20 protein-coding genes and 1 pseudogene are annotated in these 25,065 nt (G+C 73.8%); 4 read left to right on the top strand and 17 right to left on the bottom strand.

Features of this window, described 5'->3' with window-relative positions:
- Window positions 1-173: 173 nt before the first annotated feature.
- The 8 genes from A4V12_RS22690 to A4V12_RS22655 all read right to left on the bottom strand — a co-directional run bounded on the left by A4V12_RS22690 (window position 174) and on the right by A4V12_RS22655 (window position 9,702).
- Entirely contained in the window at window positions 174-1,532 is a 1,359-nt protein-coding gene (locus A4V12_RS22690) for a trypsin-like serine protease (RefSeq protein WP_064071259.1), read from the bottom strand.
- Between the two features lie 152 nt (window positions 1,533-1,684).
- Window positions 1,685-1,903, bottom strand: a complete 219-nt coding sequence (locus tag A4V12_RS22685) for a DUF6059 family protein (protein ID WP_064071258.1) — start codon at window positions 1,901-1,903, stop codon at window positions 1,685-1,687.
- Entirely contained in the window at window positions 1,900-3,693 is a 1,794-nt protein-coding gene (locus A4V12_RS22680; RefSeq protein ID WP_064071257.1) for an acyltransferase domain-containing protein, read from the bottom strand. Before A4V12_RS22680 ends, A4V12_RS22685 begins: the two co-directional genes overlap by 4 nt.
- Before the next feature lie 108 nt (window positions 3,694-3,801).
- Complete coding sequence (locus tag A4V12_RS22675; protein WP_064071256.1) at window positions 3,802-4,071, bottom strand: acyl carrier protein; 270 nt, start codon at window positions 4,069-4,071, stop codon at window positions 3,802-3,804.
- Window positions 4,072-4,490: 419 nt separating this feature from the next.
- Window positions 4,491-5,711, bottom strand: coding sequence for a ketosynthase chain-length factor (locus A4V12_RS22670; protein WP_064071255.1), 1,221 nt, complete (start codon window positions 5,709-5,711; stop codon window positions 4,491-4,493).
- A complete protein-coding gene (locus A4V12_RS22665; protein ID WP_064071254.1) occupies window positions 5,708-6,973 on the bottom strand; it encodes a beta-ketoacyl-[acyl-carrier-protein] synthase family protein in 1,266 nt (421 codons plus the stop codon). The genes A4V12_RS22670 and A4V12_RS22665 overlap by 4 nt, the downstream gene beginning before the upstream one ends.
- 299 nt (window positions 6,974-7,272) lie before the next feature.
- Window positions 7,273-8,862 carry an acyl-CoA carboxylase subunit beta gene (locus tag A4V12_RS22660; RefSeq protein WP_064071253.1) on the bottom strand — a complete coding sequence of 530 codons (1,590 nt, stop codon included), beginning with the start codon at window positions 8,860-8,862 and terminating at the stop codon, window positions 7,273-7,275.
- A gap of 45 nt (window positions 8,863-8,907) precedes the next feature.
- A complete protein-coding gene (locus A4V12_RS22655; RefSeq protein WP_064071252.1) occupies window positions 8,908-9,702 on the bottom strand; it encodes an AfsR/SARP family transcriptional regulator in 795 nt (264 codons plus the stop codon).
- A 264-nt stretch (window positions 9,703-9,966) separates the two neighbouring features.
- Between A4V12_RS22655 and A4V12_RS22650 the strand changes: the two genes are divergently transcribed.
- From A4V12_RS22650 to A4V12_RS22635, 4 genes are all read left to right on the top strand, one after another.
- A complete protein-coding gene (locus A4V12_RS22650; RefSeq protein ID WP_064071251.1) occupies window positions 9,967-10,293 on the top strand; it encodes a hypothetical protein in 327 nt (108 codons plus the stop codon).
- A complete protein-coding gene (locus A4V12_RS22645; RefSeq protein WP_064071250.1) occupies window positions 10,290-12,554 on the top strand; it encodes a TOMM precursor leader peptide-binding protein in 2,265 nt (754 codons plus the stop codon). The genes A4V12_RS22650 and A4V12_RS22645 overlap by 4 nt, the downstream gene beginning before the upstream one ends.
- A gap of 251 nt (window positions 12,555-12,805) precedes the next feature.
- Window positions 12,806-13,936 carry a sensor histidine kinase gene (locus A4V12_RS22640; RefSeq protein WP_234372293.1) on the top strand — a complete coding sequence of 377 codons (1,131 nt, stop codon included), beginning with the start codon at window positions 12,806-12,808 and terminating at the stop codon, window positions 13,934-13,936.
- Window positions 13,937-13,963: 27 nt separating this feature from the next.
- Entirely contained in the window at window positions 13,964-14,578 is a 615-nt protein-coding gene (locus tag A4V12_RS22635; protein ID WP_064071249.1) for a response regulator transcription factor, read from the top strand.
- A 114-nt stretch (window positions 14,579-14,692) separates the two neighbouring features.
- On the opposite strand, the pseudogene A4V12_RS39025 reads toward A4V12_RS22635, so the two are convergent.
- From A4V12_RS39025 to cimA, 9 genes and pseudogenes are all read right to left on the bottom strand, one after another.
- Window positions 14,693-15,004, bottom strand: a pseudogene (locus A4V12_RS39025) (4'-phosphopantetheinyl transferase superfamily protein); the annotation flags it as partial.
- A 391-nt stretch (window positions 15,005-15,395) separates the two neighbouring features.
- The gene (locus A4V12_RS22630; protein ID WP_064071248.1) at window positions 15,396-16,634 is read right to left on the bottom strand and encodes an acyltransferase domain-containing protein; all 1,239 of its coding nucleotides are present in this window, start codon (window positions 16,632-16,634) and stop codon (window positions 15,396-15,398) included.
- 20 nt (window positions 16,635-16,654) lie between these two features.
- The gene (locus A4V12_RS22625; RefSeq protein ID WP_064071247.1) at window positions 16,655-18,469 is read right to left on the bottom strand and encodes a hypothetical protein; all 1,815 of its coding nucleotides are present in this window, start codon (window positions 18,467-18,469) and stop codon (window positions 16,655-16,657) included.
- On the bottom strand, window positions 18,466-20,163 hold the full coding sequence (locus A4V12_RS22620; RefSeq protein ID WP_064071246.1) for a fatty acyl-AMP ligase: 1,698 nt from the start codon (window positions 20,161-20,163) through the stop codon (window positions 18,466-18,468). The genes A4V12_RS22625 and A4V12_RS22620 overlap by 4 nt, the downstream gene beginning before the upstream one ends.
- An 80-nt stretch (window positions 20,164-20,243) precedes the next feature.
- Window positions 20,244-20,435 (bottom strand): acyl-CoA carboxylase epsilon subunit, encoded by a 192-nt coding sequence (locus A4V12_RS35460; RefSeq protein ID WP_079137263.1) that lies wholly within the window; start codon window positions 20,433-20,435, stop codon window positions 20,244-20,246.
- A 111-nt stretch (window positions 20,436-20,546) separates the two neighbouring features.
- Entirely contained in the window at window positions 20,547-21,176 is a 630-nt protein-coding gene (locus tag A4V12_RS22615; protein WP_159028911.1) for an antibiotic biosynthesis monooxygenase family protein, read from the bottom strand.
- Window positions 21,163-22,149, bottom strand: coding sequence for an aromatase/cyclase (locus A4V12_RS22610; protein ID WP_064071244.1), 987 nt, complete (start codon window positions 22,147-22,149; stop codon window positions 21,163-21,165). The genes A4V12_RS22615 and A4V12_RS22610 overlap by 14 nt, the downstream gene beginning before the upstream one ends.
- 84 nt (window positions 22,150-22,233) lie before the next feature.
- Window positions 22,234-23,280, bottom strand: coding sequence for a ketoacyl-ACP synthase III family protein (locus A4V12_RS22605; protein WP_064071243.1), 1,047 nt, complete (start codon window positions 23,278-23,280; stop codon window positions 22,234-22,236).
- 24 nt (window positions 23,281-23,304) lie between these two features.
- Window positions 23,305-24,927 carry a citramalate synthase gene (gene cimA / locus A4V12_RS22600; protein WP_064071242.1) on the bottom strand — a complete coding sequence of 541 codons (1,623 nt, stop codon included), beginning with the start codon at window positions 24,925-24,927 and terminating at the stop codon, window positions 23,305-23,307.
- Between the last annotated feature and the right edge of the window lie 138 nt (window positions 24,928-25,065).

The raw sequence follows: 25,065 nt of genomic DNA, 5'->3' as shown, positions 1-25,065 counted from the left end.
GTTCCTCAGGCTGCCACGGCCGCGGCCGTCGTGCTTCCGCGGGCCGGGCCGGGGCGCGGGCTGCCCGGGGGGGGGGAGGGCCGCCGGGGCGGGCGTGGCGCGGGCCTGCGCCGGGCGTGGCGCGGGGCCCGGTCCCGCGGGCGGGCCGGGCCCCGCTCCTGCCGCGGTGCCGGTCAGGCGCGCTGCCAGAGGCCGGCCGCGCCCGAGGGGTGCAGGCCGGGCTGGGCCTGGTGCGGCTGGAGGCACCGGTAGGGGACCCCTTCGTGGGTGACCCGGTCGCCCACCCGGTAGACCTTGCCGGCGGCCCAGGTGGTGCCGGCCTTGCCGGTGTCGCCCGGGTCGGCGGCGTTGGTCTTCAGCGTCAGCCCGTACTCCTGGAGCAGCGGGTTGACCGGCTGGTGGAAGGTGGTGCCGCCGTCCTTGCAGTTGCCGGATCCGCCGGAGGTGACGCCCTGGGCCTGCGTACCGGAGATGTACGGGCCGCCCGAGTCGCCCGGCTCGGCGCAGACCGTGGTGCGGGTCAGGCCCTTCACCGTGCCCTGGAGGTACGACACGCTGGTGTCGTGCTGCTCGACGGTGCCGCAGTGCCAGCCGGTGGTGGAGCCGGAGCGGCAGATGGACGCGCCGATCAGGGCCTCGGTGGAACCGGCCACCTCGACGTTCTGGTCGCCCTGGCCCTTGATGTGCGCCGTGGCCGTCCACTCGGCGTTGGCGGCCACCCAGGCCATGTCCTTGCCGGGGAAGGTCGACGCCTTGAACGCGCCCTGCGCCACTTTGTTGTGCCCCATGGTGGCGGCGCCGGCCTGGCCGCAGTGACCGGCCGTGGCGAAGCCCTCCTGGGTGCCGGAGACCACCGCGAACCCGACCGAGCAGCGGCTGGTGCCGATGTAGTAGGCGTCGCCGCCGCGGATCTCGTGCGCCAGCGGGCGCGGCCGCTCGGTCGTCGCCTTGACCCGCACGAGGTCGCGCTCGACGCCGGTGGCGGTGAGGAAGACGTCGGCGGCGGTGTCCTTGGCGGCCTCCAGCGTCACGCTGTTGGTGCGCGGGTCGACGTACCAGACGGGGGCGTCGGTGGTCCTGGTCCGCACCGAGCCCTGGTCCAGCTTCGCCTTGGCGGCCTCCAGCCGCTTGAGCCCGTGGCGGACCACCTTCGCCTCGGCCCCGCCCGCCTTGATGGCGGCGGTGTCGGCGGCGTCGGTGGTGGCGACGGTGAGGGTGGCGGAGACCGGACCGCTCACCCACGCCCCGGCGAACCGGTCGCCCAGGGTGTTCTGGAGGCGGCCGGCCCGCGCGCCGGCCTCGGCCTCGTTCTTCAGGCGGGTCTCGGCCTGCTCCCGGGTCAGGCCGAGGTCGCGCTGCATGGCGTCGAGGAGGGCCGGGGAAGGCTTCTCGGCGCCGGGTGTGCCGGCCGCCGAGGGGGTCGACGGCGGTACGGGCGCCTCGCCGGCGACAGCGGCGGGCGGGCCGGCCAGCACGAGCGCGCCGACGGTGGTGAGGGTGGCGCACGCGGCTGCGGCGTGTCTGTGGAGCATCGGGTGTCACCTCTGTTCGGGGGGTCTCTTCCGGGGAAGACGTGCCGAACCCCAGGTGTTTCCGACGGAACGTCCGACGATGCCGGATTAACGTTTCTTCGGCTGCACGGGAGACACGGGCGCCCGCCATGCGGCGTAACGCCCGTCCCCCGTCACCCTTTACGTGCCGGCTCCAGCAGCTGCTGCCACAGCGCCCGCTCCGCTTCGCTCGGCGGCAGGTCGGGCCGCAGCCGCTCGGGGTGGCCGTGCGGCGGGGGCCGCAGGGTGGGTCGCTGTTCCGGGGGCGGCGGCATCGGTACGCCCAGCCACAGCCACCCGGCGGCGGCCAGGGCGTCGTAACAGCCGCGCAGGAACCGGAGGGCCACCTTCATGAGCGCAGGGCGGGCGCCGGTTCGCGCCGTGCCGCCGCCCCGGCCCCCGCGGACGGGGCGGCGTCCTCCTCGTCGCTCCACGTCCACAGCCGGGACACGGCGTCCATGTCGAGGTCGTGCCCCTCGGTCCAGATCCGCGCCGCCGCGGCCAGCACCGACTGCCGGTCGGCCTCCGCCGTGCCGCCGCGGGCGGGCAGCAGCGGGGAGACCGCGCTGGCGCCGAGGCGGACGGCCCGGTGCCGGCGGGCGAACGCGGTGAGCGTCTGGCGCGGCCCGGCCTCGATCAGCAGGACGTCCTCGATGGCGACGAGTTCCTCCAGCGCCGCGCGGAAGTGGACGGTGTCGGTGATCTGGCGGGCCCAGAACCGCGGACTGAGCGCGTCCTCGGGGCGCATCAGCGCACCGGTGTAGCCGGAGTACAGCGGCAGGGCCGGCTCGCGGAACGGGATGCCGCGGTAGTCAGCCTCCACCGCGTCGGAGGCGGGGGCCATCGCCGGGGAGTGGAAGGGGCTGGTCGCCGGCACCGTGACCACGGTGAAGCCGTCGGCCCGCAGCCGGGCCTCGGCGGCCGCGAGCGGCTCCGCCGCCCCGGCGAGCATCACCTGCTGGGCGGCGTTGACGGCCGCCACGGCCACGTCCGCGTTCAGGTACGGGGCCATCTGCGTCTCGCTCGCGGCGACGGCCAGCATGCCGCCGGCCGGGATCCGCACCGCCTCGCGGACCCGGGTCATCACCATGGCGACCGCGTCGGACAGCGACACGACACCGGCGACGACCGCCGCGACCAGCTCTCCGGCGCTGTGCCCGAGGAGCGCCACGGGGCGCACGCCCCACCCGAGGACCATCCGGCCGAGCGCGTAGTCGATCGCGAACAGCAGCGGCTGGGCGCGGCGCACGTCGTCGATGGGGACGCGCGGCCGGCCGGTCGTGAGCCAGTCCTCCCGGATCCGCTGCCCCTCCTCCCCCATGTGGGCGAGGGCGGCGTCGACGGCCGCGGTGAACACGGGCTCGCGGCGGTACAGGCCGCGGGCCATGCCGGTGTGCTGGGACCCCTGGCCGGGGAAGAGCAGGGCGACCGGGCGGGGCCGGTCGGCGCGTACGGCCCTGGCCTTGTGGACGGTGCCGGCGGCGAGCGCGGCGACGGCGACGGCCGCCCCGCGCACGGGCCCCGGCGGTGTTCCGCACGGCACGGCGGTGGGCAGGGCGGGGAACGCCTCGCTGTGCAGGCCGCTCAGCAGCGGCAGCAGTTCGCCGCGCACCCGCTCCTCGTCGTCCGCGTCCCGGCCCGACCAGAGCAGCAGCCGGTGGCGTTCGGGGGCGGTGGAGCGGTGGCCGTGGTACAGCGGGCGCAGCGGCGGCAGGGCGTCCTCGTCCGCGCCGGAGACGTCCAGCAGGCCGAGGACGCGGTCGGCGTCGGCGACCGCCTCGGCGGCCCGCTTGACGGCGTACACGGTGATGGTGTGCGGGTCCGGTTCGCCGAACCCGGCGACCATGGCGAAGTCGGCAGTGCCGTCCTGGAGTTCGCGGTGGGCCTGGCGCAGGGCGCGGCCGGGGGTGAGCGCGGTGCGGACGGTGAACCCCTCGTGCTCGGGCCCGAGGTCCGGGTCGAGGGCGGCCGCTCCGATGTGGACGACGGTGCGCGCCGGGAGCTGTCCCGGGGGGCGTCCGAAGGCGCGGAGTACGGCCGACACGGCGGCGGCCGAGGCCACGGACTGTGCCCGCTGCTCGTGCGCGGGGCCGGGGCTGACGACGAGTCGCCGGACGACCGCGCTGGACGACGTGAGAGACATGCTTCCTCCTCGTGGGGCCGCGGCTCCGGCCGCCGGCGGAGTGCTGGGTGGGAGGCGGCCGCCCCGCTACGGGGGATGTTGGCGGGGCGGCCGCGTTCGGGGACCGGATCAGGCTGCGGTGCCCTGACCGGCGTTGATGAGGGCCAGGAGCGCGCCCGGGGTCTCGGCGTCGACGACGGCGTCGTCGGGGATCTCGATGCCGTACTCGCGCTGGATCTGGCCTATGACCTGGAGCAGGGCGAGGGAGTCGTAGCCGAGGTCCATGAAGGGGGTGTCGATGACGTCGCCGTCCAGGTCGATGCCCTCCTCCTCACCGGCGCTCTCGCGGAGCATGCGGGTCAGGTCGGCCAGGGTGACGGTGGTGGTCGTCGTGGTCATGGTCGGTGCCGTCCTCTCGTAGAACTACTCGGGTGGTGCCTGTCGGACCCCAGCCGGTTCCTGAACGTGCTTCCGGCGGGAGCTGTGGTGTGGGGGGTGTGCCGTGGGGGTGGTCGGTGGGGCCGGGGCGGGGTCCCCGGCGGGGCGGGTGTCGGACGGGGGCGCCGGGTGGGAGTCCGCGCCGGGACATGAGCCCGTGCCGGCCGGTGGCGCGCGCCGGGCCCGTCGCCCGGCGCGTCCGTCGGCGCTGTCGCCCCGCCGCCGCCCCGTCACCGCCGGACGGCCGCCGGCGGCCTGCCGTCCGGCATCGGCCCGGTGCGGTGCGGTGCGCTGCGGCCGTGCGGGCCGGTGGGCCGGTAAGCCGTCCCCGGCGGGGCGGCACGGCGCCGGAGCGGGCTCGCCCGGCGCCGTGCGCGGTGTCAGGCGGCGCGCCGTACGACGAGCGCCGCGTTGAAACCGCCGTGCCCTCGGGCCAGGACGAGCGCGGTGCGCAGGTCCGCCTCCCTGGCCTGGCCGGTGACGAGGTCGATGCGGTGCTCCGGTGCGGCCTCGGTCACGTGCGCGGTCGGCGGGACGACCCCGTCCCGCAGGGCCAGCAGGGCGGTCGCCACGTCGAGGGCGGCGCCTCCGGCGAGCAGCCGCCCCGTCATGGTCTTGGGCGCGGTCACGGGTACGCCGTGGGGCCCGAAGATCCCGGTGATGGCCTCGGCCTCGGCCCGGTCCGCCGCGGGCGTGCCGGCGGCGTCGGCGAAGACGACGTCCACGTCCGCGGGGGTGAGCCCCGCGTCGGCGAGGGCGTTCTCGGCGGCCCGGCGCAGCCCCGGCGGGCGGCCGGAGCCGGGTGCCGGGTCGAGGGTCGCGGCGTACCCGGCGATCTCCCCGTAGACCTGGCCGGCGCCGCGTTCCCGCGCCGACCGCTCGTCCTCGACGATGAGGATCGCGCCGCCCTCGCCCGGCACGTATCCACTGGCGTCGGCCGCGAAGGGCAGGTAGGCCCGCTCGGGGTCGTCGACCGTGCTCATCAGACCGGAGGCGATCTGCGGGACCCAGCCCCAGGGGCAGATGGCCGCGTCGACGCCGCCGGAGATGACCGCCGGGAAACCCTTGCGGACGTGGCGGCGGGCCTGGCCGATGGCGTCGATGCCGCCGGCCTGCTCGGTGAGGAGCACGCCGCTGGGGCCGCGCAGCTTGTGGCGGATGGAGATCTGGCCGGTGTTGACGGCGTAGAACCAGGCGAAGGACTGGTACGCGCTGACGTACTCCTTGCCCTTGCTCCACAGGTTCTGCAGTTCCCGCTGGCCGAACTCGACGGCCCCTCCGGACGCCGAGGTCACCACGCCGATGCCGAACTCGGGCATCTGCTCCGGGTCGATGCCGGCGTCCGCCAGGGCCCAGTCCGCCGCCGTCAGCGCGAGGCGGGTCATGTGGTCGGTCTGCGGCATCAGCCGACTGGGGATGTGCTCCTCGGCCACGTAGTCCGACACCTCGCCGGCGATGCGCGAGGGGTACTGGCCGGCGTCGAAGCGGGTGACCGGGCCCAGGCCGGACTCGCCGGCGAGGGTGGCCTTCCAGAAGTCCTCGGTCCCCAGCCCGTTGGGGGCGGTGACGCCGAGGCCGGTCACCACGGTTGCCGTGGTCATGCGGTTCTCCTCTCCGGGCGGGCCAGCACCATGGCGCTCTGGAATCCGCCGAAGCCGCTGCCCACGCTGAGCACCACGTCGGTCTTCTTCTCGCGGGCGGTCAGCGGGATGTAGTCGAGGTCCAGCTCCGGGTCGGGGTCGTGGAGGTTGGCGGTGGGCGGCAGCACCCCGTGCTCCATGGCCAGGGCGCAGGCGGCGATCTCCAGCGAACCGATCGCGCCGAGGGAGTGCCCGATCATCGACTTGATGGAGCTGATCGGGGTCTCGTACGCGTGCGCGCCGAGGCTGCGCTTGAACGCGCCGGTCTCGTGGCGGTCGTTCATCTTGGTGCCGGAGCCGTGGGCGTTGATGTAGTCCACCGAGTCCGGGGCGAGGGCGGCCTCGCCGAGGGCGACGTCGATGGCCTCCGCCATCTCGCGGCCGTCGGGCTTCAGGCCGGTCATGTGGAACGCGTTGCAACGGGAGGCGAATCCCGCGATCTCCGCGTAGATGTGGGCGCCGCGCCGGCGGGCGCTCTCCAGCTCCTCCAGGACCAGGATGGCGGCACCCTCGCCGAGGACGAGGCCGCTGCGGGTCCGGTCGAAGGGCCGGCAGGCGCTCTCCGGGGTGTCGTTGCGGGGGGTGGTGGCGTGGATGGCGTCGAAGCACGCCGAGGTGATCGGGGAGATAGGTGCCTCGGTGGCGCCGGCGATCATCACGTCGGCGGTGCCCTCCCGGATGAGGTCCACGGCGTGGCCGAGGGAGTCCAGGCCCGAGGTGCAGCCGGTGGAGACCACGGCGGCCGGTCCCTCGGCGCCCGCGGCACGGCCCACCTCGGCGGCCATCGAGCTGGGCACGAAGTGCCGGTACAGCTCGGGGACGGCGTACTCGTGGTCGACGTTCCACTTGCGGCCGCCGTCGCTGACCACCACGTACTCGCGCTCCAGGCTGGTGGTGCAGCCGACCGCGCTGCCCAGCGAGGTGCCGACGCGCCCCGGGTCGAGGGCCGCGATGTCGAGGCCGCTGTCGGCGAGGGCCTCGCGGGTGGAGACGACCGCGAACTGCGCGGCCCGGTCGAGCCTGCGGATCTCCTGAGGGCTGAGCCCCGCGGCCGCCGGGTCGAAGTCGCACTCGGCGGCGACCTGCGAGCGGAACGGGGAGGGGTCGTAGAAGGAGATGCGGCGGGTGGCGGTGCGCCCCGCCGTGAGGAGGTCCCAGTACTCCTTCACGCCGACCCCGCCGGGGGCCACGACGCCCAGTCCGGTGATGGCGACTCTGCGCATGCCGCTACCTCGCCTTCGACGGGGCCGAATGCCCCCACGGGCACCTGCCGGATGGAACTGTGCGGGCCACTGTCGATCCCTTCGTCCGTGTCACTGCTGTTGCCGTCTGCCGTGCGGGAGAGGTGCCGGGCCCGAGGCCGGGCCACTGCGGCGGCCGGGGCTGTTCGGGGTGGGAACGCCCCGGCCGGCCGGACCGGACGGGCGCCCGCTCGTGGCGGGCCGCCGTTTCCGGTGACGCCATGGAACGTCCGTCCCCTCGATCGGCGCTCGTGCCCACATGGACCAGTCGCGCCGGGTGGTCACGTGGGGACGTTGCCATGCTTGCGAGCAGGCACTTCGGCCTTCTTGGCGCGGAGCATCGCGAGCGAGCGGATCAGTACGCGACGGGTCTCCCCCGGCTCGATGACGTCGTCGACGAGCCCGCGCTCGGCCGCGTAATAGGGGTGCATCAGCTCGGACTTGTACTCCTGGATGCGCTGTGCGCGCAGCGCCTCGGGGTCGTCCGAGGCGGCGATCTCACGGCGGAAGATGACGTTCGCCGCGCCCTCGGCGCCCATCACGGCGATCTCGTTGGTGGGCCAGGCGAAGGACAGGTCGGCTCCGATGGAGCGCGAGTCCATCACGATGTACGCGCCGCCGTAGGCCTTGCGCAGCACGAGCGAGATACGGGGCACGGTGGCGTTGCAGTACGCGTACAGCAGCTTGGCGCCGTGCCGGATGATGCCGTTGTGTTCCTGGTCGACGCCCGGGAGGAAGCCGGGGACGTCGACGAGGGTCACCAGCGGGATGTTGAAGGCGTCGCAGGTCGACACGAAGCGCGCGGCCTTCTCGCTGGCGTGGATGTCCAGCACGCCCGCGAGGGACGCCGGCTGGTTGGCCACGATGCCGACCGGGTGCCCGTCGAGCCGGGCCAGCGCGCACACCACGTTGCGCGCCCAGCCCTCGTGGACCTCGAAGTACTCGCCGTCGTCGACGATCTCCTCGATGACGCCGCGGATGTCGTAGCTCCGGCCGGGGTCGGCGGGCACCAGGTCGGCGAGGGCGTCGGTGCGGCGGTCCGGCGAGTCGTCGCCCGGGACGGGCGGCGGCATCTCACGGTTGTTGGACGGCAGCAGGGACAGCAGGAACCGCACGTCCTCCAGGCATTCGGCCTCGTCGTCGTAGGCGAAGTGGCAGACGCCGGAGGCGGTGGCGTGGACGTCGGCGCCGCCCAGGCCGTTGTGGGTGATCTTCTCGCCGGTCACCGCCTGGACCACGTCGGGTCCGGTGATGAACATCTGGGCCGTCTCCCGCACCATGAAGACGAAGTCGGTGAGGGCCGGGGAGTACGCGGCGCCACCGGCGCAGGGCCCGAGCATCACGCTGATCTGCGGGATGACGCCGGACGCCGCCACGTTGCGGCGGAAGATGCCGCCGTAGCCGGCCAGCGCGGTGACGCCCTCCTGAATGCGGGCGCCGGCCCCGTCGTTGAGGCTGACCAGCGGTGCCCCGGCGGCCTCGGCGAGGTCCATGACCTTGTGCACCTTGGCGGCGTGGGCCTCTCCGAGCGCTCCCGCGAAGACGCGGAAGTCGTGCGCGTAGGCGAAGACGGTGCGGCCGTGGACCAGCCCCCAGCCGATCACGACACCGTCGCCGTGCGGTTTCCGGTCCTCCAGCCCGAACCCGACCGCCCGGTGCCGCCGCAGCGGCTCGATCTCGGTGAAGGTGTCCGGGTCGAAGAGCAGCTCGAGGCGTTCGTGGGCGGTGAGCTTGTTCTTGGCGTGCTGGCGCCTGGTGGCCTCGGGGTCGGGCCCGCGGCTCACCTCCTCCTTGAGGCGGCGCAGCTCGTCGGCGGCTCGTCGCAGGTCAGGGGCGGCGTGGGTGACCGTCAGGTCGTCGAGGATCGTCATCGGCCGAACGTAGGCAGCTCGGCTCGAGACGTACTGGAGCAGATGTCAGCCGGTAGTCGACAGGGGGAGTTCGAGTGCGGGGTCGGCGGAGAGCACCGCGTGGTGCAGCCGCTGGAGCCGGGGCGAGGGTTCCAGGCCCAGCTCGTCGATGAGCGTGCCGCGCAGCCGCTGGTAGGCCTCCAGGGCCCGCCAGGCGGCACCGGCGCGGTGCAGGGCGGTCATCAGCTGGGCGCAGAAGTTCTCGTGCATGGGGTGCTTGGCGACCAGGACGCGCAGTTCGGGCACGATCTCGGTGTGCCGGCCGAGCCACAGGTCGGCGTCGATGCGCCGTTCGAGGGCGGCCATGCGGTCCTCCTCCAGCCGCAGCACCTCCAGCTCCAGGACCGGGCCGACGCGGACGTCGACCAGGGCGGGCCCCTGCCACATCCGCAGGGCGCTGCCGAGCAGTTCGGATGCGGCGTAGTGGTCGCCCGCCTCGTGCGCGGCGCGTCCCGCGGTGGCGAGCCGGCCGAACTCCTGCACGTCGACCTGTCCGGGCTGGACCTGGAGGAGGTAGCCCCCGTGCTGGGTGACGAGGACGTCCTTGGCCTGGCGGGTGGGGTCGCCGTCCAGTGCGGCGGTGAGCTTGCGGCGCAGCTGGAGGATGTACGTCTGCAGGGTGGTGGCCGCGCTGCGGGGGATGTCCTCGCCCCAGATCTCCGCCATCAGCGTCGGGACGGTCACCACGCGGTCGGCCTGCAGGGCGAGCAGGGACAGTATCTGTCGCGGTTTGGCTGCGGTCGGCACGATGGACACCCCGTTCTCACGGGCTGCCAGCGGTCCGAGGACCTTGATCTCCATGTGTACGCCCTCCTCTTCCCGTTTCCGCGGCCGTCCCTCGTACGGGGCGGCCGCCGGCTCCGGAGCCCAACTCTGGAGCCTGGAGCGAGCCTGGCATCAGCGGTGTTGGAGCCCCAGTGAGCGGGTCACGAGGCCGGGCATGAAAATGTCATGCCCCGCTGGTGACTCCCGCACTGTGCCGCCGGACTCGCCGGGCAGCAGAATCCGTGGCCTCGGAACGTCGGACGAAAGCTCGTACGACGCCATCAACGAGGGGGACCCATCATGAGCACCGCTCTGACCAACGCACGCCCGGACGTCGAGAGTGCGAACGCCGTCGCACTCGCGAACGATCACCGCATCGCGCTGCTGACGGCCCGGACCGCTCTTGAACCCGCACTCGCCCAGCGTTACACCGAGGACCCTCGCTCCCTGCTCGCCGAGTTCGGCCTGGTGGCCGTCGAACCGGCCTACGCCGCGTGGGGCACGGAGGACGACACGCACCTGCTGATCGAGGACCTGGACCGCACGGGTTCCGGCGGTGAGGGGTTCAGCATCGTCTTCACCAAGAGCGACGTGCCGTTCCCGTCCGTCGGGACCGCCCGCAGATGACGACGACACTGCCTGAGGGCGTCTCGCACCGGGTGGGCTTCAAGCCCCACCTGCGGGTGGAGATCGTGCGGGGCGAGGCCGTCTACCTGCTGTCGGAGCGCGGCACGACCGCGTTGCAGGGCAGGTCCATCGAGACCCTCGCGCCGCTGCTGGACGGTACGCGGACGCTGTCCGGTCTGCTCGACGAGGCGGCCCGCACGCTGCCGCCGGCGGAAGCGGGCAGGCTGATCGCGAAACTGGCGCAGGCCGAGCTGATCGGCTACCGCGATCCGCTGACGGACGACGCCGCCGCGGCCTACTGGGAGCTGGCGGGCCTGGGCAGCGCCGAGGCCGTGTCCGCGCTCCGCGCCACCACGGTCGAGGTGGTGGCGCTGGGGCGGGTGAGGGCCGAGGAGGCGCGCAAGCAGTGTGTCGCCGAGGGCCTGACGCTGGCGGGCGAGGGCGGGCACGTGGACTTCACGCTGGTCCTGTGCGACGACTACCTCGATCCGCGACTGCGTGAACTGGACGGCCGGTTACGGCGGCTGGGGCGGCCGTGGCTGCTCGCGAAGCCGTGCGGGGCCGAGGCGTGGGTGGGCCCCGTCTTCGGCCCGGGCGACCGGCCGTGCTGGTCCTGTCTGGCCCACCGGCTGCGCTCCCGGCTCTTCTCCCAGTCGCCCGTCCGGCAGGCCCTCGGCCTGCCGGGCGCGGTGCCGGTCCCCGACGCCTCGCTCGGCGTGGTGCGGGGCCTGGGGCTGCACACGGCGGTCCTGGAGACGGTCAAGTGGATGGCCGGCATGCGGTACGAGGAGCAGGGAGCGGTGTGCACGCTGGACACGCGGACGCTGCGCACCCGTCACCACCAGGTGGCGCGGCGTCCGCAGTGCCCGGACTGCGGGGATCCGGGGCTGGTGGCGGCACGGGTGCGCGGGCCGGTCGTCCTCGCGTCGCGCCCGAAGGCCCCGGGCACGGGGAGCAATCACCGGGCGCTGACGCCCGAGGCCGTCCTGGCGCGCTACGGGCACCTGGTCGACCCGGTGACCGGTGTCGTCCCGGAGCTGCGGACGGTGACGGACGTGCCGGAGGGCCTCAACCGCTGTCTCTCGGGGCGGAACGCGGCCCTGCAGGCGCATTCGCTGAGCGGTGTGCGGGGCGGTCTGCGCAGCCAGAGCGGCGGGAAGGGGACCACTCCGCTGGAGGCACGGGTGGGGGCCCTGTGCGAGGCGGTGGAGCGGTACTCCGGTACGCGCCAGGGTGACGAGCCGGTGGTCGTCGACACGCTGACCGGTCTGGGTCGATCGGCCCTGCACCCCAACTCCGTGCAGCTCTACGCCGACCGGCAGTTTCGCGACCGCAACCGGTGGAACGCCACGTGCACCCCGTTCCAGCTCGTCCCTCCGCCGTTCGACCCGGGCGAAGCGGTGGAGTGGACTCCGGTGTGGTCCCTGACGGCCGGCGAGCACCGCATGCTGCCCACCTCCATGCTGTACTTCGGGCCCGGCCCGGACGGCTTCTCCCACTCGCCGTGGGCGGACTCCAACGGCGCGGCGGCGGGCAGCAGCCTGGAGGACGCCGTGGTGCAGGGCTTCCTCGAACTGGTGGAGCGCGACGCCGTGGCGTTGTGGTGGTACAACCGCACGCGGCAGCCGGCGGTGGACCTCGACGCCTTCGACGAACCGTGGCTCAGATGCGTCAGGGAGAGCTACGGGCGGCTGGGCCGCGACCTGTGGGTGCTGGATCTGACGACCGATTTCGGAATTCCGGCCATGGCGGCGATTTCCCGCCGGACCGGCGGAGCGGAAGAGGGCATCGCTTTCGGTTTCGGTGCGCATTTCGATCCCGCTCTGGCACTGCGCAGGGCGGTGACGGAAATGAGTCAGCTCCTGCCCGTGGGCCGGCAGGAGGGCGAGTTCCGGGCCTCCCACCCGGATCTGGACCGCTGGTGGACGTGCGCCACGGTCGGGACGCATCCGTACCTGGTGCCCGACCCCGCCGAGGCGCCGCGCGGCCCCGGTTGCTATCCGCGGGAACACCGCGATGACCTGCGGGAAGACGTGGAGGCAGCCGAACGGCTGGTACGGGAGCGGGGGATGGAACTGCTGGTCCTCGACCAGACCCGCCCCGACGTCGGGCTCCCCGTCGTGAAGGTCCTCGTGCCGGGGATGCGGCACTTCTGGGCGAGGTACGCGCCCGGCAGGCTGTTCGACGTGCCCGTGGCGCTGGGCCGGCTGGCCCGGCCCACTCCGTACGACGACCTGAACCCTGTTCCGCTGTTCGTGTGACACCGACCGGCGATTGCGAGCAGTGGCTCAAGCTCAACGCATAGTCATACTATGCGCTTCGCCACCCCTGTCCTGGCGAGGAGACGGCTATGCCGGATGCACCCTTTCATGCGGAAAATTCCATTCCGCATCAGCAGCACCGTCTGCGGGTACCACTCGGGCGCGCGGGCGGTGTCCGGTCGCCCCGGCAGGATCTGCGCGTCTCACCGAGGCAGGTGACGCCGGCACCGCGACTCGCCCGGGGAATCATCGTGGTGGCGCTGAGCTGCTACTGCTCGGTGACGGTCATCAACGTCCTCCGCAACGTGCGGCTGGGGACGGTGACGCTGGTCATCTGCCTGGCGACCGTGCTGGTGGCCTTCGGCGTGCAGTTCGCCGTCTCCTCCGCCCGGGCCCGGTCGTGGAGTCTGCGCCGCCGCGTCACCGTCCTCGGGACCCAAGTGGTGCTCACCTACCTGCCGATGGTGTGGTTCGACGCCAGCTGGGGCAGCATGCAGGGGCCCCTGTGCGCGTCGATCCTCCTGACGCTGCCGCCGCGCATCGCCTGGCCGGCCTACGGGCTCGTCGTCGCCGGCCTGATCCCGTACTCCCTCCTCGCCGGCGCCGGGCCGCTCGACGCCGGTTACGTCGTCATCGCGGGAGGGCTCACCGGACTGGTCATCTACGGCCTGAGCCGTCTCGCCGACCTGGTGCAGGAACTGCACGCCACCCGGGAGCAGATGGCCAAGATGGCCGTCACCCAGGAGCGGCTGCGCTTCGCACGGGATCTGCACGACCTGCTCGGGTACAGCCTTTCGGCCATCGCACTGAAGGGAGAACTCATCCAGCGGCTGGTGCCCGTACGACCGGAACAGGCCGCCGAGGAGACCGCGGACCTGCTGCGGGTGGCGCGGCAGGCCCTCTCCGACGTACGCCTGGTCTCCAGCGGATACCGCGACATGTCCCTGTGCGACGAGGCGCAATCGGCGGGAACCGTGCTCGCGGCGGCCGACGTGCGGGCGGAGGTCGACGTCGAGTGCGGGCGCCTCCACCCGGCCGTCGACACGGTTCTGGCCACCGCGCTGCGCGAGGGGGTGACGAACATTCTCCGCCACAGCCGCGTACAGGTATGTAGCATCAAGGCACGTGTCGAAGGGGAGACGGTCCGGTTGACGCTGGTGAACGACCGCCCGCACGAAGGGCCCGACCACGTCTCGTCCGTCGTCCGGCGCGGTGGGAGCGGCCTGGACAACCTCCGTACGCGCTTCGCCTCGATCGGCGGCGGTCTGACCGCCGGGGTGCGGGAGGACGGACGGTTCCACCTGGAGGCCTGGGCCCCCCTCCGCCCGCACGGCACCGCGGCGGGGGTGCCGGACGCGGCCCCGGAGAGAGCCGCGGCCTGAAACGGACGTCGATGACGGGGGTTCTTGATGCTGTCCGTGAAAATCCTCCTGGCCGAGGACGTGCACATGGTCCGGGGGGCGCTGGTGGCGCTGCTGGAGCTCGAACCCGACCTGGAGGTGGTCGCGGCCGTCGACCGCGGTGACACCATCGTGCAGGCCGCCCTGCGCTCACGGCCCGACGTGGCCGTCATCGACGTCGACCTCCCGGGGATCGACGGACTGACGGCGGCAGCCGAGCTGCACGAACAACTGCCCAGCTGCCGCACCCTCATCCTCACCAGCCTGGGACGGCCGGGGACCCTCCGGCGCGCCCTGTCGGCGCACGTGTCCGGGTTCCTCCTCAAGGACTCCCCCTCGGACCAGCTCGCGCTCGCCGTCCGGTCCGTGGCGGCCGGCCGGCGGGTCGTCGACCCCCAACTGGCCCTGGCCGCCTGGGACTCGCCGGAGAACCCCCTCTCGCCGAGGGAGCTGGAGGTGCTACGTCTCGCCGCCCGCGGCGCCGACGCCGCCGAGATCGCCGGGTGCCTCTACCTGTCGAAGGGGACGGTCCGCAACTACCTGACGGCCATCGTCAGCAAACTGGGCGCCCGCAACCGCATCGACGCCATCCGGCTGGCCGAGGAGGCCGGCTGGATCCCCTGACCCGGGGCGCGGCGCCGCCAGCAGCGCGTCGAACAGCCCCTCGTCGAGGGTGGTGTCCACGGCGACGTCCACCGGCTCGCCGAACCCGGCGTCGAACACCGCCGCGCTCACCACGTAACGGCCACCCGCCGGGAACGTCCCGAACGTCCACGAGTCACCGGCGGGGGTGCCGTCCGGCCGCACCAGCCGGGCGCCGGAGTCCTCCAGGGCGAAGCCGAACTCGGTGAACCGGAACCGCAGCCCCTGGCCGAGCGCCTTGCTGTAGGCCTCCTTCAGGGTCCACAGCCGCACCATGGTGTCGTTGCGCGCGTCATCACCGCCCGCGTCGAGCTGCCGCTTCTCGAAGGGGGTGCACGCCTGCGTCTCGGACCCGGTGTGCGCCAGCCGCCGGTCGGCGCGCTCGACGTCGACGCCCACCCGCCCCATGCGGGTGATGCCGACGACCATCATCTCCTCGGTGTGGCTGAGGCTGACGTCGATCTGGTCGCAGCCGCGCACATACGGGCGGCCGCCCGGCTGGTACGACAGGTCGACCAGGTGCGGGGCGGTGCCCAGGATCGCCGCGGCCGCGTGCCGCAGCAGCAGCCGGGAGGCGGTGAACCGCTCGCGCAGCCTCGGCTGCGTGAACGTCTGGTAGCGGTGCCAGTCCCGGCCGAGCAGCCGTCGCAGCTCGGTTCCGGAGCCCTCGGCGGGCAGCCACGCGGACATCGTCCCGTACACCAGGACGGTGCCCGTGTGGGTGAGTTCGTCGCGTACCGGCCCCCAGGGGCCCTCGGGTCCCCGGACGGACAGGGGCCGCCCGATCCGTGCCGTCACCTCACGCCCCGGCCAGTGCGGCGGCCAGCGGTCCGGCGTCGAGCACGGAGATCACACCGGCCAGGTCCACGGCGTCGCTCTCCGGGCCCTGGCACACCGGCAGGCAGACGGGGCCCCGGGCACCCCCCAGCCGGCGCAGGTACGGCGTGAGCACCGCCCGCGGGCCGATCTCCACGACATGGGTCGGCGCCTGCTGCGCCAGCAGGGCGCGCGCGGCGTCGGCGAACCGGACGGGCGCGGTCAGCTGCTCGGTCCAGTACGAGGCGTACAGCGGCTCGGTGGTGAGCCTGCCGTACACCGTGGAGTAGAACGGCACCGACGCGGCCCCGCCGGGGACCCGGCGGACGACGGCCTCGAACTTGGGGACCACGGGCGCCATCAGCGGCGAGTGGAACGCGTGGGTGACCGTGAGGTGCCGGCACCGCACGCCCCGCTCGGCGAGCTTGCTCTCGATGCGTTCGAGGCCGCCCCGGTCGCCGGACAGCACCGTCGACTTGGCGGCGTTGATCGCGCTGATGCCCACGCCCGGCTCGCAGGCGATCAGCTCGGTGGCCTCGTACGGGGTGATGCAGGCGGCCATCATGCCGCCCCCGGAGGGGAGGTACTGCATGAAGGCGCCGCGCAGCGCGACCAGCTTGGCGGCGTCCGGCAGGGTCAGGGCGCCCGCCACGGCGGCGGCCGCGAACTCCCCGATGCCGTGGCCGAGGACCGACACCGGGCGGACCCCGGCCTCCTCCAGCGTCTTGGCGAGGGCGTACTCGACCGCGAACAGCGCGGGCTGGGTGAACGCCGTCTGGTGGATCCGCGGGTCCTTGCCCAGGATCATCTCCACCACCGACAGCCCGGTGTACGGCTGGAGGACCGTGCCGGCCTCGTCCAGGTAGCGGCGGTAGACGGTGGAGTTCCGGTAGAGCCCGGCGGTCATGCCGGGGTGCTGGGAGCCCTGGCCGGTGAAGACGAACGCCGCCCGGATCCGGCTGCCGCCCGCCCCGGCGCCCCGCTCGGCCATGTGGCGGGCCAGCTCCCGCACGGTCGGGTACGCCCAGATGTCGGCGGGCTCGACGAGCGGCCCGAACTCCTCCTCGATGTCCCCGTACAGGCTCAGCCCCGCCACCGAGTCGAGGTACTCGTGCACCGAGTCGGTCTCCCGCACCGGGCGGCCCAGGTAGTGGGCGAGCCGGTCCAGCAGCCATTCACGGTAGGCCGTCTCGAAGTCGTCGTCCCGCTGCTGTTCTCGCATGATGTGCTCCTTCTCGGCGGTCAGGCAAGGGGTGAGTCGTACAGGTCGTAACTGCGGCGGCCGTGCAGGCGGGCCAGCACCTCGGTCAGCACCCGCCGCTCGCAGGCGCCCGGGCGGTCCGGCAGCGGCAGGCCCAGCCGCCGGCACAGCCGGTACAGGGCGGCCGTGGGCCACGCCGCGTCGGCGAGGAAGGTGCCGGGGGCGCCGCCGGCGGCCCGGCGGCCCCGCCACACGCCCAGACACGCGGCCGCCGCCAGGACCAGCGTGTACCGGTCGGCGAGCCCGAAGTTGTGCGGGCTCGCCAGGGCGGTCCGGTCGCCCTGGGGCACCTGTGCGAAGGCCTTGCGCAGATCGCCCAGCTCGGTGGTGAGCGAGCGGGCCAGGAAGCGCAGGACGGCGCGGCCCTCCTCGTCCAGGCCGTCCGGCGGCTCGGTGCCCTCCAGCAGGTCGGTGGAGGCCACCAGGGTCGCGGCCAGCGGGTCGCCGTCGCCCAGCAGCGCGGGCTGCGTCAGGTCCAGCGGCGGCAGGTCCTCGTCCAGGGCGAACAGCCCGGCCGGCGCCTCGGGGTCCGCGAACCAGGCGTGCCGGGCGAAGTACGGCAGCTGCGGCAGGAGGCTGACCTGCCGGCCGGCGCTGCCCGCGTGCCCGAGCGAGGTGACCGGCAGGTCGCGCAGCTGCTTCTGGAACATGCCGTACATGCCGTCCCCGGCGAACGTCGCCTCGCCGAGGACCGCCGACATCTCGTCCATGCTCTCCGCGATGAGCTTGGGCGCCAGGTACGCCGCGGCGGCGGCGTAGGCGCTCATCTGCTTGGGCAGCAGGTGCAGTCCGCGGGTGGAGACGAGGGCGAGGCAGTCGATGAGCAGCAGGTCGAGGAAGGCCCCGGTGAGGACGTCCCGCACGTGCTGCACGTCGAGCGACGAGCGGCCGTCGTCGCGCGGGCGGGCGGCGAACCGGGCCGTGGTGCGCAGCGCGGTGTCGGCACCGGCGAGCACGATGGACGGGATGAGCCCGCGGATCACGAGGGAGGAGCGCAGCGACAGCTCGTACCCGTCACCCGGTTCGCCGAGCACCGCGGCCGCGGGGACGGGGCAGCGCGTGATGCGCAGCCCGCCGAACTCGGCACTGCGCATCCCGGTGGTGGTCCGCCGTGCCAGGTTCTCCACCCGGTCCGGGGGCAGTTCGCGGCGGTCGAGCAGCAGGACCGTGCGGCTGCGGCTGCCGGTGACGCCGACGGCCCGGGCGAAGATGACCAGGCCGTCGGCGCGGGAGGCGTTGGCGATGGCCGACTTGCTGCCGTCGAGGACCAGTCCCCCGTCGCCGCCGTCATCGGGCCGTACGGTGAACTCGTCGCTGACGAAGTCGTTCCCGTGGGCCACCTCGTGGCGGGCGACGGCCATCCGCCTGCCGTCCAGGAGGATGCGGGCGGCGAGCCGCCGCTGCGCGTCGTCGCCGGCCGTCCACACGGGGGTGGCGGCGAAGAAGCAGTTGAGCCCGTAGCCGAAGCCGAGGGAGGCGTCGCGGCGGAAGACGGGCCGCAGCAGCCGGCCCAGGACGTCCATCCGCTCCAGTCTGCCGCCGAGGGGGGCGGGCACGAACTCGGCGTTCAGCCCGTACGCGTCGAGGACGCGCTCGGCCTCGGGCAGCACCTCGCCCGCCGCGTCGGCGGCCAGCAGCGCGGCGCCGCCGAGCGGGTTGGCGGGGTCGTCGAGGGGCCCGAAGGCCCGCTCCAGGGCGTCGATGCGCTCCCGCGCCCCGGAGCGTCCGGGCTCGGCGGCGCGGGTGCGGTCCTCGGCGCGGCCGGGCTCGGCGGCGCGGGTGCGGTCCGTGCTCACCGCTGCCTCCCCGACGCCACGAGCCGCTGCACCTCGGGGTCGACCCGCTGGTGCAGGGCGGTCACCTCGCCGCGGAGGAACAGCCGCCGCATGGCGGCCCGTTCGACCTTGCCGCTGGTGGTGCGGCGCACGGTTCCCGGGCGGACGAGGAGCACTCCCCCGGTCGTCACCTCGTACTCCTCCCGCAGCTGCTGCTGGACGGCGGTGACCAGTCCGGCGAGGTCGGTGTCGTACCGGCTGCCCGCGCGCAGCTCCTGGAGGATGACGATGCGTTCGCGCGCGCCGGGGACGGCGAACGCGGTGGCCGGGCCGAACAGCGCGCTCACGCGCTGCGCGGTGCGTTCGAGGTCCTGCGGGTACAGGTTCCGCCCGGCGACCACGATGGTGTCCTTCAGACGGCCGTTGACGTGCAGGAGGCCGTCGACGAGGGTGCCGAGGTCCCCGGTGCGCAGGTAGGAGGCGGTGCCGTCGCCGATGCGGCCGTCGAAGACCGCGGCGGTCTCCGCCGGGCGGCCCCAGTAGCCCGGGCCGATGCCGCCCGCCCGGACCCAGATCTCGCCCGTACGGCCGTCCGGCAGTTCCTCGTGGGTCTCCGGGTCGACGATGCGGACGTCGGCGGAGGCGGGCGGCCCGCAGTGGACGGCCCCCCGCGCGCCGGTGAGGTCGGCCGGTGCCGTGGCGGCGCCGGACACGAGCAGGGTCGCCTCGGCCAGCCCGTAGCAGGGGATCAGCGCCTCGGGGCGCAGCCCCGCCGGGGCGAACCGCTCCGCGAAGGCGCGCAGCGTCGCCGGGTCGACCGGCTCGCCGCCGGTGACGGCGACCTCCCAGCCGGACAGGTCGAGCCCGGCGATCTGGGCGTCGTTGACCCGGCGGACGCACAGGTCGTACGCGAAGTCCGGCGCCCCGCTGGCGGTGAGCCCGTACCGCGAGATGGTCTCCAGCCAGTGCGCGGGGCGCTTGACGAACGCGGTCGGCGACAGCAGCACGGCGGTGCCGCCCAGCCACAGGGCGTGCAGCAGCTGGCCGACCAGGCCCATGTCGTGGTGGAGCGGCAGCCAGCCGCCCACCCGGGCTCCGGGCCGGGTGCCCAGCGCCCTGCCCAGGGCCTCCTGGTTGGCGAGGAGGCTGCGGTGGGTGACCACCACACCGCGCGGGTCCCGGGTGGAGCCGGAGGTGTACTGCAGGAAGGCGGCCGTGTCCGGGTCGGAGGGGGCCTCGGGGAGGTCCGGCGCCGCGTCGCCGGCCGCGCCGGGCGGGGCGTCGGACAGTACGCAGGTGACGTGCCCGTACCCGGTGCGGGCCAGCAGCTGGGACACGTCGGCGGCCTCGTCGGAGGCGGTGAGCGCGCAGGAGGCCGAGGCGTCCTTGACGATGCCGGCGATGCGCTCGTCGTGGTGCGGGCGGCCGCCGGGCGGTGCCACCGGGACGGCGACGGCACCGGCGTACAGGCAGGCGAGGAAGCCGGTGGCGAACAGCGCCCGGGAACTGTGGGTGAGCAGCACCCGGTCGCCGGGGGCGACGTGCTGCCGCAGGCGGCCCGCGAGCACGCGGGCCTGGTGGTCGAGCTCCGCGTAGGAGATCGTCCGGGGCTCCAGGCGGCCGGCCCTCTCGGTCAGGATGACGAGGGCCTCCCGTTCGGGCGACTGTGCGGCCTGGGCCTGGATGAGTTCGGTGAAGGTCCGGTGACCGGTCACGCCCTCCCCCTTGCTTGTCGTGCGGCCGTACCTCCCGGTGCGGCCGCGGGCTGTCCCTGGCGATCGTGTGGTGGGTGCGGTCACGGACCGGGCCGGGCCATCGGCGGCCGGTAGTCGCCCGCCTTGACGGTCCATCCCGCGTACGCGGCCTTCTCCGCCTCGCCCGGCTCGCCCCCGCGGCGCGCCAGGGCCAGCAGCACGGCGGTGACCGCGGCGAGTTCGGCCTCGTCGGGCTGCCCGCGGAGCACAGTGATGCGCGTTGGTTTCACCATGGGGACAGCGTGCGCCCGCCCGCTCGAAGGGGGCTCGCGCGCGGAACGCGGAAGAGCCGAGGACCTGTGGTCCTCGGCTCTTCCGCCGGTGGAGCCGTGCGGGCCGGCCCGTCAGCCGATCACCCGCTCGTAGGCCACGTGCCGGGTACGGTCCACCTCGATGTCCGCGCGCCGGCCGAGGGCGTGCCGCAGGGCGCGGTACTCCGCGCTGTCCAGGGCACGGTCGCAGTCCGCCGTGTTCCGCCACCACTGGAGACCGGTGTACCTGCCGGGAAGCAGGGTCGAGCGCAGCAGGTCGCTGCCCCCGAAGCCGCCCAGCGTGCCGAAGTGCTCGTTCATCTCGGCGTACCCCCGCTCGAAGGCGTACGGGTCCTCGCGCACCGTGACACGGGTGAGGACCACGTTCTCCGCCCCCACGACGGCGTTCTCCCGGAGCACCCGGGCGACGCTCACGGCCTGGTCCGCCTCGGCGTCCACGAGGGGGCCGAGTTCCTTGACGTGGAGCTGGAACGTCCGGTCGTTCACGGTCTCCAGGAAGCCCCGCAGGGTGCGCCAGTGACCGATGTGGGCGTAGACGTCGGGCCGCTCGACGAGTCGCACGGTGACGAGGAAGTCGAAGTCGTCGCGGCGGCGCAGGAACTGGGAGTGCTCCCTGAACAGCCTCTCGAACGTGGCTGCGTCACCCTTGACCTCGAAGCGGTTGATCACCGCAACCGGCTTGTGCAGACTACGATCCGGCACGCGCTTCCTCCGCGAACTGCTTGGCATGGCGCAGGGTGGTGGAGCTGTTGGTACCGAGCGCCTTGCGGACCAGTGCGCGGGCCTCGGCGAGCGTCGCCCCGGGGCCGAGAGCCGCGCGGACCCCTTCGGGGTCGAGCGTGACGGTGTGCCACGAGGTGGCTCTGACTGTACCGTCACCCAGCGACTCGATCACCCATCTGCCCGTGTGCCCGCTCATGGCGACCGGTACGCGCAGCTGCTTGTAGACGATCATGTTGCGGTCCTCGAAGCACACCCGTACCGAGGTGGTGTTGTGGGTGGAGCCGTCGGGGCTGCGGGTGTCCATGTCCATCCGCTGGACGCCGGGCTCGTCCTCGGTGAGGTCGAGCCGGGCGACGTGCGGCAGGCGCTCCGGCCACAGGTCGGCGCGGTCGAGGAAGGCGTACACGTCGCCCGCGGCGCCGGCGACGACCTCGGAGTCGCTGAAGGTGAAGTGGAGTTCGTCGCGGGCGTCGCCCAGTTCGGCGGCGTTCTTGAGGGCGGCCAGCTCGGCGCGGCTGTTGCGGTCGACGGCCTGCTCGATCAGTTCCTCGGCGGCGGGGTCGTCGTCGGTGGCGCGGTAGTCGTGCAGCAGCACGACGCGGGTGCGGCCGTCCTCGAGCGGTTCGACGCGCCACTCGCCGCCCATCGAGGCGACGGGCGCGGCGGAGACGACCTGGCGGAAGGCGATGGTGCGCGCCGCCGGGTCGAGGGTGCGCCGGGAGGTCCAGGTGCGGACCTTCTCGTTGGCGATGGCCCAGATGCGCAGCAGTTGTTCCCCGCCGGCCTCCGGTGCCTCTTCGAGGACCTCGACGTGGACCGTGGGTCCGAACACCTGCGGCCACGCGGAGACGTCCGCCACGAGGTCGTAGATGACGGCCGGCGGGGCCGCCACGGTGATGGAGTGCTCCGTGACGTGGGGAGCTCTGGTCTCGGACGTAGCGGTCGGTGCCACGGCAACTTCCCTTCGACAGCCGCGAGGAACGGCGGATTCAGAGTGACATGGGTGTGCTCAAGAGCGGGTGGAGCCGGGGTGGAGTCAGGGCGCCGGGGGCTCGGTGCCCCACTCGGGGCGGTGCAGGATCTCCAGGACGGCGCAGCCCCAGCTGTAGCCGGCGCCGACGCTGACGAGCACGCAGCGGTCGCCGGGGCGGGCCCTGCCCGAGACGACGAGGTGGTCGAGGCCGGCGAACTGGTCGCCCGCGCCGAGGTGGCCGACGGTGCGGCTGAAGTCCCAGGTGGTCCGCTCGGGGTCGATGCCGAACGGCTGGTAGAAGATGGACTGCAGTCGCCGCCGTCCGAAGTGGGGCAGGACGACCCACTCCGCGTCGGCCAGTTCCAGTCCCGCGTCGGCGAGGGCCTGCTTCAGCACGGTCTGCTGGCCGTTGTGGGCGCGGGTGATGGCGTACGACATGCCGACGCGGCCGATGAAGGCGCGTTTGGCCTCCTCGAAGTCGACCGGGATGCGCTGGCTGAAGGGTGCGGGGCCGAACGGCTCGTCGCCCCGGTGCAGGGGTTCGAGTTCGGGGTCGGCGTACATCGCCAGGGAGACGAGCCGGGCGAAGCCGCCCCGGCGGGAGAGCACCAGCGCGCTGGCGCCGTCGGCGTACGGGGTGCCCGGATCGGTCCGCCAGCGGTCGATGCCGGGTTCGCAGAACCGGTCGGCGGTGGTGAGCAGGGCGTCGCCGCGTCCGTGGCCGGCCGAGAGGTAGGCGGTGGCGAGGTCGAGGGCGGCGAGGCCGCCGTTGGACATCTGCCGGATCTCGATGGCCTGGCAGGTGTTGCCGAGCGCCTCGCGCTGGATGTACGAGGCGACCGGCCACAGGTCCTGGCCCTGGTGGTAGGTGTCGGCGTGGAGCAGCAGGTTGATGTCGCCGCCGTCGCTGCCGGCCCGGTGCAGGGCCGTACGGGCGGCCGCCGCGCCCATCTCGGCGGCCGACTCGCCGGGCGAGTACGCCACGGACACCAGGCCGGTCGTCGAGGCCACCCGGGGCGGGCAGGCCCCGGAGGCCACGGCGTCGGCGACCGTGACGACGGAGGGGAGCCGCACGGAGGTCCCCCGTATATAGATGTCTTCCACACGCACAGTGGCTCCCGGGAGATCGGTGGCTCAGCCCGTGGCCACCGCGGCCAGGGTGGGTGAGCCGTGGGCCTCGGCGGGCCCGTCGAGCAGGACGTAGTGGACCGCGTCGAGCAGCGCGGCCCAGCTGGCGGTCACCGTGTTCTCGTCGACGCCCACGGTGCCCCACCGGTGCTCGCCGTCGCGGTAGGAGATCAGCACCCGGGCGGCGGCCGAACTGCCGACCTGGCCGTTCAGGACGCGCACCTGGTAGTCCACCAGTTCGAGGCGGGTGAGCGCCGGGAAGTACGGGTCGAGCGCCGAGTGGAGGGCGGTGTCCAGGGCGTTGACCGGGCCGTTGCCGTGTCCGGTGGCCGTGACGCTCTCCCCGTCGACGCGCAGCCGTACGGACGCCTCGGTACGGACCTCCCCGTCCCGGCGCCGCGAGACGCCCACCGCCCACGAGTCGACCTCGAACGGCGGCTTCACCGGGCCGTCGGCGAGCTCCCGGCGCAGCAGCAGGACGAAGGAGGCGTCGGCGGACTCGAAGCTGTAGCCGCGGTTCTCCAGCTCCTTGACGCGGGTCGCGGCACGGGCGACCTCCTCGGATCCGGCGGCGACGTCGTAGCCCAGTTCGCGGGCCTTCAGCTCGATGGAGGAGCGCCCGCCCATGTCGGAGACGAGGGTGCGCATGCGGTTGCCGACCCGGGCCGGGTCGGTGTGCTGGTACAGGTCGGGGTCGACGCGCAGGGCGGAGGCGTGGAGGCCGGCCTTGTGGGTGAAGGCGGACAGGCCGGTGTACGGGGCCGCCGGGTTGCTGCGGACGCCGGTGAGTTCGGTGATGGCCCGGCCGGTGCGGGACAGGTCGCGCAGCCTCTCCAGCGGGACGACCTCGCGGCCGCGCTTGAGCACCAGGTTGGCGATGACGGTGAAGAGGTTGGCGTTGCCGCACCGCTCGCCGTAGCCGTGGGCGGTGCCCTGGGCGTGGACGGCGCCGGCGTCGACCGCGGCCATGGTGTTGGCGACGGCGCACCCGGTGTCGTCGTGGCAGTGGATGCCGATGGGGGCGCCGGTCATGGCGATGGTGTCGGCCACCACGGCCCGTACCTCGTCGGGGAGCGACCCGCCGTTGGTGTCGCACAGCACGACGGTCTCCGCGCCGGCCTCGGCGGCCGTGCGGACGACGGCCAGGGCGTACTCGCGGTTGATGTGGTAGCCGTCGAAGTAGTGCTCGGCGTCGAGGAACACGCGCCGTCCGGCGTGCACCAGGTGCCGCACGGTGCTGCCGATCATGGCGAGGTTCTCGGCGAGGGTGGTGCGCAGGGCGTGCTGCACATGGCCGGTGTGGCTCTTGGCGACCAGGGTCACCACGGGCGTCTCGGCGGCCAGCAGGGCCCGCACCTGCGCGTCGACGGACACCGGGATGCCGGGCCGGCGGGTGGCGCCGAAGGCGGCCAGGACGGCGTTCTTCAGGTCGAGTTCGCCGCGGGCGCGGCGGAAGAACTCCGTGTCCTTGGGCACGGCTCCGGGCCAGCCCCCCTCGATGAAGCCCACGCCGAGGGCATCGAGCCGACGCGCGACGGCGAGCTTGTCCTCCACCGTCAGCACCAGGCCCTCCTGCTGGGTGCCGTCGCGCAGGGTCGTGTCGTAGAGCTGGAAGCTCTGCTCGGCCATCGGCCCCTCCCTTGTCCGGTGTAGTTCCGGCGGTCTCGGCACGCCGGCTGGATTCCCCACGGTCGGGCGACGGGCCGGAGAACGGCTCGAGCACCGCTGGACCGCGGGCACGCGCGACGGCGCGGCGGGGCCGGGCGG

Source organism: Streptomyces noursei (genome assembly GCF_001646665.1).
GTDB classification, from domain to species: Bacteria; Actinomycetota; Actinomycetes; order Streptomycetales; family Streptomycetaceae; genus Streptomyces; species Streptomyces lavendulocolor.
Note: the sequence above shows the minus strand (reverse complement) of the source record. Positions and strands in the feature narration are given on the sequence as shown.